We start from the raw sequence: 5184 nt of genomic DNA, 5'->3' as shown, positions 1-5184 counted from the left end.
GTATAAAAGAAAAGTTTGAAAACGTAAAATATGTATCACCTACAATACAAGACTACGCTATAATAAAGACAGACAATAAAAGTAAAGATATAATGATAACATGTGGTAACGAAGATATATTTGGATTAAAATTAGGGGGTAAGGATGAATAACATTAATATTAATAATAATGTTAAAACTAGTATCGTTTCTGTTGCTGAAAAGAAAGAAGATAAAGTTTTATATAGCATATTTAAAAGATTACTTGATATTTTAGGATCTCTGATCGGATTAACGTTATTAAGTCCAATTTTAATTGTAATTGGAATTTTAATAAAATTAGAGTCGAAAGGTCCTATTATTTTTTCTCAAAAAAGAGTTGGATTAAATAAAAAAGAATTTAAAATGTATAAACTTAGGTCTATGGTTTGTAATGCAGAAGAATTAAAGGATAACTTAAAAGATAAAAATGAAATGTCTGGACCAATGTTTAAAATTAAGGATGATCCTAGAATAACTAAAATTGGTAAGTTTATAAGAAAGACAAGCATCGATGAGCTTCCACAGTTAATTAATGTATTAAAAGGTGATATGAGCTTAGTTGGACCAAGACCTAGTTTACCAAATGAAGTTAAGGAATTTGAACCATGGATGCTAAAAAGATTTGAAATCAAACCAGGGTTAACTTGTTATTGGCAGGTTATGGGTAGGAATTCTATAGGCTTTGAGGAATGGATGAAACTTGATATAAGATATGTACATGAAAGAAGTTTTGTTTTAGATATTAAGCTTATATTTAAAACTTTTTTTGTGCTGTTTGGAGATAATAATGCAGCGTAATTTATTTAGACAAATTTACTTGTAAATTATAATTTTTATAGGAGTGGGACAATGACGATTTTTGTTACCGGAGGACTTGGATATATAGGAAGTCATACAACTGTAGAATTGCTTAGTAATGGATATGATGTTGTTATAGCTGATAATTTATATAATAGCAATTTAATTGTTTTAGAAAAAATAAAAAAGATAACAGGAAAGAAACCAAAGTTTTATAAAATAGATTTATTAGACGAAAAATCTGTAGAAAAAATATTTAGTGAAAATAATATTGATGCAACTATACATTTTGCAGCATATAAAGCTGTTGGAGAATCTTGTGTTATGCCAATTGAATATTATCATAACAACATCACTAGTACAGTGGTTGTTTTAAAGGTAATGAAGAAGTACAATGTTAAGAAATTTGTATTTAGTTCATCAGCTACTGTATATGGAGAAGCTAATACTATGCCTATAAAAGAGGATGCTCCATTAACAGCTACCAACCCATATGGAAGAACAAAGTTAATAATAGAGGATGTTCTTAGGGATTTATACAAATCAGATAATAATTGGAATATAGCAATTTTAAGATATTTTAATCCTGTAGGAGCTCATGAAAGTGGAGATATTGGAGAAGCTCCTAATGGAATACCTAATAATTTATTGCCATATATAAGTAAAGTAGCATCTGGAGAATTAAAAGAGTTGAATGTGTTTGGAAGTGATTATAATACTCCAGATGGAACTGGTATAAGAGATTATATCCATGTTGTTGATTTGGCAAAGGGGCACATAAAGGCGTTAGAAAAAATAAATACAGATTCTGGACTTGTAACTTATAATTTAGGAACAGGAAAGGGATATAGTGTATTAGAATTAGTAAAAGAATTTTCAAAAGTTAGTGGAAGAGAAATACCATATAGAATAGTTGGAAGAAGAGAAGGGGATATAGCAGTATGTTATGCAGATCCTACGAAAGCTAATAATGAACTAGGATGGAATGCAGAAAAGACAATAGAAGAAATGTGTGAAGATTCTTGGAAATGGGAACAGAATAGTGAGAAATTCTAGAGAAAACAGTAGTTTTTATTGAAGGAGATTAAAATGAATAAGATAAAAGTGATGAGTATATTTGGAACAAGACCAGAAGCAATAAAAATGGCACCTTTAGTTAAAATGTTAGAGAAAGATGAAATGTTTGAATCAATTGTTTGTGTAACAGCTCAACATAGAGAAATGTTAGATTCTGTTATGAGGATATTTGATATTAAACCTCAATATGATTTAAATATTATGAATCATGGACAATCTATTGTTGATATATCAAATAAAGTGTTAAAGGGCGTTAACGATGTTTTTAATCAATGTAAACCAGATATTGTTTTAGTTCATGGTGATACATCTACTACTTTAAATTCAGCTTTAGCAGCTCTTTATAATAGAATTCCAGTTGCTCATGTTGAAGCAGGACTTAGAAGCAATGATAATTACTCACCTTTTCCTGAAGAAATAAATAGAAAGCTTACAGGTTCAATTGCAGAAATACATTTTTCACCAACCAAAAGTAATAAAGAGAACTTATTAAAAGAAGGAATATCAAATGACAAGATATTTATTACAGGAAATACAGTAATAGATGCATTAAAAAGTGTAATAAAAGAAGAATATATTTTTGAAAGTAAGTCACTTAATAATATAGATTTTAATAATAGAAAAGTAATACTTTTAACAACTCATAGAAGAGAAAATTGGGGTGAGCCAATGGAAAATATATTTAAAGCAATAATTGAGTTGTTAAATAGTAATGATGACATAGAAATAGTATTTCCTATGCATAAAAACCCTAAAATAAGAGAATTGGCTAGCAAGTATTTTAATGAATATCTAGATAGGGTGCATTTAATTGATCCATTAGAATATGTTGACTTTACTAATCTTATGAATAAGGTTTACTTAATAATGACAGATTCAGGTGGAATCCAAGAAGAAGCTCCAGCTCTTGGTAAACCAGTTGTAGTTCTTAGAACTGAAACTGAGAGACCAGAAGCTGTAGAAGCTGGAACTGTAAAGTTGGTTGGTATAAAAAGGGAAGCTATTGTAGGTGAAGTTAACAAGTTGATTAGGGACAAAGAGTCATATGAATTAATGAGTAAATCTATTAATCCCTATGGAGATGGATTAGCATCTCAAAGAATTACTAGTATAATTAAGAATTATTTTAATAAAACTAGCAATTCTATAGATGAATTTAAGTTTTTATAGATAGGAGAATTTTATGTATAGTTTATTTGGCCTAAATTTTTATGATGGGAATTTAAATTCATTAGTAAAATCTTTATGTAATGATATAGAAACAGGAAAAAAATCAGCAGTTTTTACCCCTAACATAGATCACATAATTAATAATTCTAATGATAGTAAAGTTAAAGATATTTATGCTAAAGGAGAGTATATAATTGCTGATGGATGGCCTTTGGTTGCAACAGGTAAATTAAAGGGTAAATTAATATATAGAATTACTGGGGTTGACTTAATGGATAAGCTGCTAGAGGTTGCTAATGATAGAGCGTATAATATTTATTTTCTAGGTGCTACGGACACAACACTAGATAAATTGAGAGCTAATATTATAAATAAGTACCCTAATATAAAAAACATAAGACTAAATAATGGTTTTTTTAAAGATAGTACAGAAGTTATAAGTGATATTAATAAAGATAAAGTAAATATATTATTTGTTGGTATGGGAAACCCCAAGCAAGAACTTTGGATTAAGGAAAATTTTGATTTAATAAATGCTAATTTAATGTTAGCTGTAGGAGGAGCTTTCAATATATTTTCAGGTGATGTTGGTAGAGCTCCAAATTGGATTCAAAAGATTGGTATGGAGTGGTTTTATAGATTCTTAAAAGAGCCTAAGAGACTTTTTTATAGATATTTTATAAAATATCCTAAGTTTATAAAAATATTTTTTAAGGAGTTTTTTAATGAAAGCTAAGAAAAAAATTCTTATGATAGATTTAGGGAAATCATATGGTGGTGCTGAAAAACTTATAGAGAATATAATGTTAGGATTAAAGGATGAGTTTGTTATAAGTATAGCTATAGATAGAGAGGGAGAGTTTAAAAGTAAAAGTAATCCTATAAAAGGATTTAAAACTTTACTATTAAATAATAATTTTAATAACCTTATTAAAAATATAATGGTTATACGTAAATATATTAAAAAAGAAAAAATAGATATAATTCACTGTCATGGAACCCCAAGTAATCTTATAGGAATAATATTAAAGAAAACTTGTAGAATTAAATTTATTAGTACAGTTCACAGTGATTTAATGTATGAATTTCAAGGAAAAAAGAAGCTTATTTATTCTAAAATAGAAAAGTTAACTCTTAGGTATGCAGATTTTATAATACCAGTTTCTAATAACTTGAAATATAAGCTAATAGATAGAAATGGAAAAGAAAGTGATAAAATAAAACTTATTTATAATGGAATAGATATAGATACTAGTAGAGTTAATATTAAGAAAACTGATGAAAAATTTAAATTCCTTTTTGTAGGTAGATTAGTTGAAATAAAGAATGTTGAGCTTTTGTTACAAGGATTAAGTTATATCCAAAATAAAGGGAAAGATTTTGTGTGTAATATTATCGGTGATGGTGAAGATGAAGATAAATTAAAGAATTTAGCTAAAGATTTAGGTCTAGAGTCTAAAGTTTGCTTTTTAGGATATAGAACTGATATTCAAGAATTTATGCTTAAATCTGATATATTAATACTAACTTCTAAAATGGAGGGTATACCAATAACTATTATTGAAGCCTTTGGAAATAAATTGCCAGTTATATCTACAGCCGTAGGTGGTGTTTTGGAAATGATAGTTAATGGAGAAAATGGAATTTTATTTAATTTAGAAAATAAAGATGAATTTAATGGTATACTATTAGATTTAGTCGAAAATAAGTATGATTTGGATAAATTAAGAGATAAAGCTTACAATGAATATTTAGAAAAGTGGAATCTAAAGACGTTAACGGATAAGTACAAATATGTATACTTAAAATAGTAAGATAATAGGGAGTAGTTTATATGAATAACTTTCAGGAATACTTAAAAAATATAATAATGACTATACTAAATTGGCAAAATGAAAAAAAGGTAAGAGTAAGTTGTATAATATTAATAAGCATGATATCAATGTTTATTAATGGAAATGTATTACCTGAAAAATTTACATTTATTATAATAGGATTTATAACAGTATTATTATTAATGAATAAAATAAATGCTATTGACTTTATTATATATTCTTTAATTTTACCAAGCGAATTATATAATTTTATTGGAATTGGGATTGCTTTATTAAGTATAGG

General features: G+C 27.0%; 6 protein-coding genes. All 6 read left to right on the top strand.

What is annotated here, in order from left to right:
- Nucleotides 1–144 precede the first annotated feature (144 nt).
- Nucleotides 145–819 carry a sugar transferase gene (locus HUJ77_RS14345; RefSeq protein WP_291709760.1) on the top strand — a complete coding sequence of 225 codons (675 nt, stop codon included), beginning with the start codon at nucleotides 145–147 and terminating at the stop codon, nucleotides 817–819.
- Nucleotides 820–870: 51 nt separating this feature from the next.
- Nucleotides 871–1875, top strand: a complete 1005-nt coding sequence (galE, locus tag HUJ77_RS14340) for a UDP-glucose 4-epimerase GalE (protein WP_291709759.1) — start codon at nucleotides 871–873, stop codon at nucleotides 1873–1875.
- A gap of 33 nt (nucleotides 1876–1908) precedes the next feature.
- Nucleotides 1909–3066 carry a UDP-N-acetylglucosamine 2-epimerase (non-hydrolyzing) gene (gene wecB, locus HUJ77_RS14335; protein ID WP_291709757.1) on the top strand — a complete coding sequence of 386 codons (1158 nt, stop codon included), beginning with the start codon at nucleotides 1909–1911 and terminating at the stop codon, nucleotides 3064–3066.
- Nucleotides 3067–3079: 13 nt separating this feature from the next.
- On the top strand, nucleotides 3080–3802 hold the full coding sequence (locus tag HUJ77_RS14330; RefSeq protein WP_291709755.1) for a WecB/TagA/CpsF family glycosyltransferase: 723 nt from the start codon (nucleotides 3080–3082) through the stop codon (nucleotides 3800–3802).
- A complete protein-coding gene (locus HUJ77_RS14325) occupies nucleotides 3792–4877 on the top strand; it encodes a glycosyltransferase (protein WP_291709753.1) in 1086 nt (361 codons plus the stop codon). Before HUJ77_RS14330 ends, HUJ77_RS14325 begins: the two co-directional genes overlap by 11 nt.
- Before the next feature lie 23 nt (nucleotides 4878–4900).
- The coding region (locus HUJ77_RS14320; RefSeq protein WP_291709751.1) for a hypothetical protein at nucleotides 4901–5184 on the top strand (284 nt) is incomplete at its 3' end.

The sequence above is a fragment of the Clostridium sp. genome, from assembly GCF_021443865.1.
GTDB lineage: Bacteria > Bacillota > Clostridia > Clostridiales > Clostridiaceae > Clostridium.
Note: the sequence above shows the minus strand (reverse complement) of the source record. Positions and strands in the feature narration are given on the sequence as shown.

What these genes read in the sequence shown, in the direction of transcription:
- HUJ77_RS14325 (WP_291709753.1), top strand. Translation starts at nt 3,792, where the DNA reads ATGAAAGCTAAGAAAAAAATTCTTATGATAGATTTAGGGAAATCATAT.
- wecB (WP_291709757.1), top strand. Translation starts at nt 1,909, where the DNA reads ATGAATAAGATAAAAGTGATGAGTATATTTGGAACAAGACCAGAAGCA.
- galE (WP_291709759.1), top strand. Translation starts at nt 871, where the DNA reads ATGACGATTTTTGTTACCGGAGGACTTGGATATATAGGAAGTCATACA.
- HUJ77_RS14345 (WP_291709760.1), top strand. Translation starts at nt 145, where the DNA reads ATGAATAACATTAATATTAATAATAATGTTAAAACTAGTATCGTTTCT.
- HUJ77_RS14330 (WP_291709755.1), top strand. Translation starts at nt 3,080, where the DNA reads ATGTATAGTTTATTTGGCCTAAATTTTTATGATGGGAATTTAAATTCA.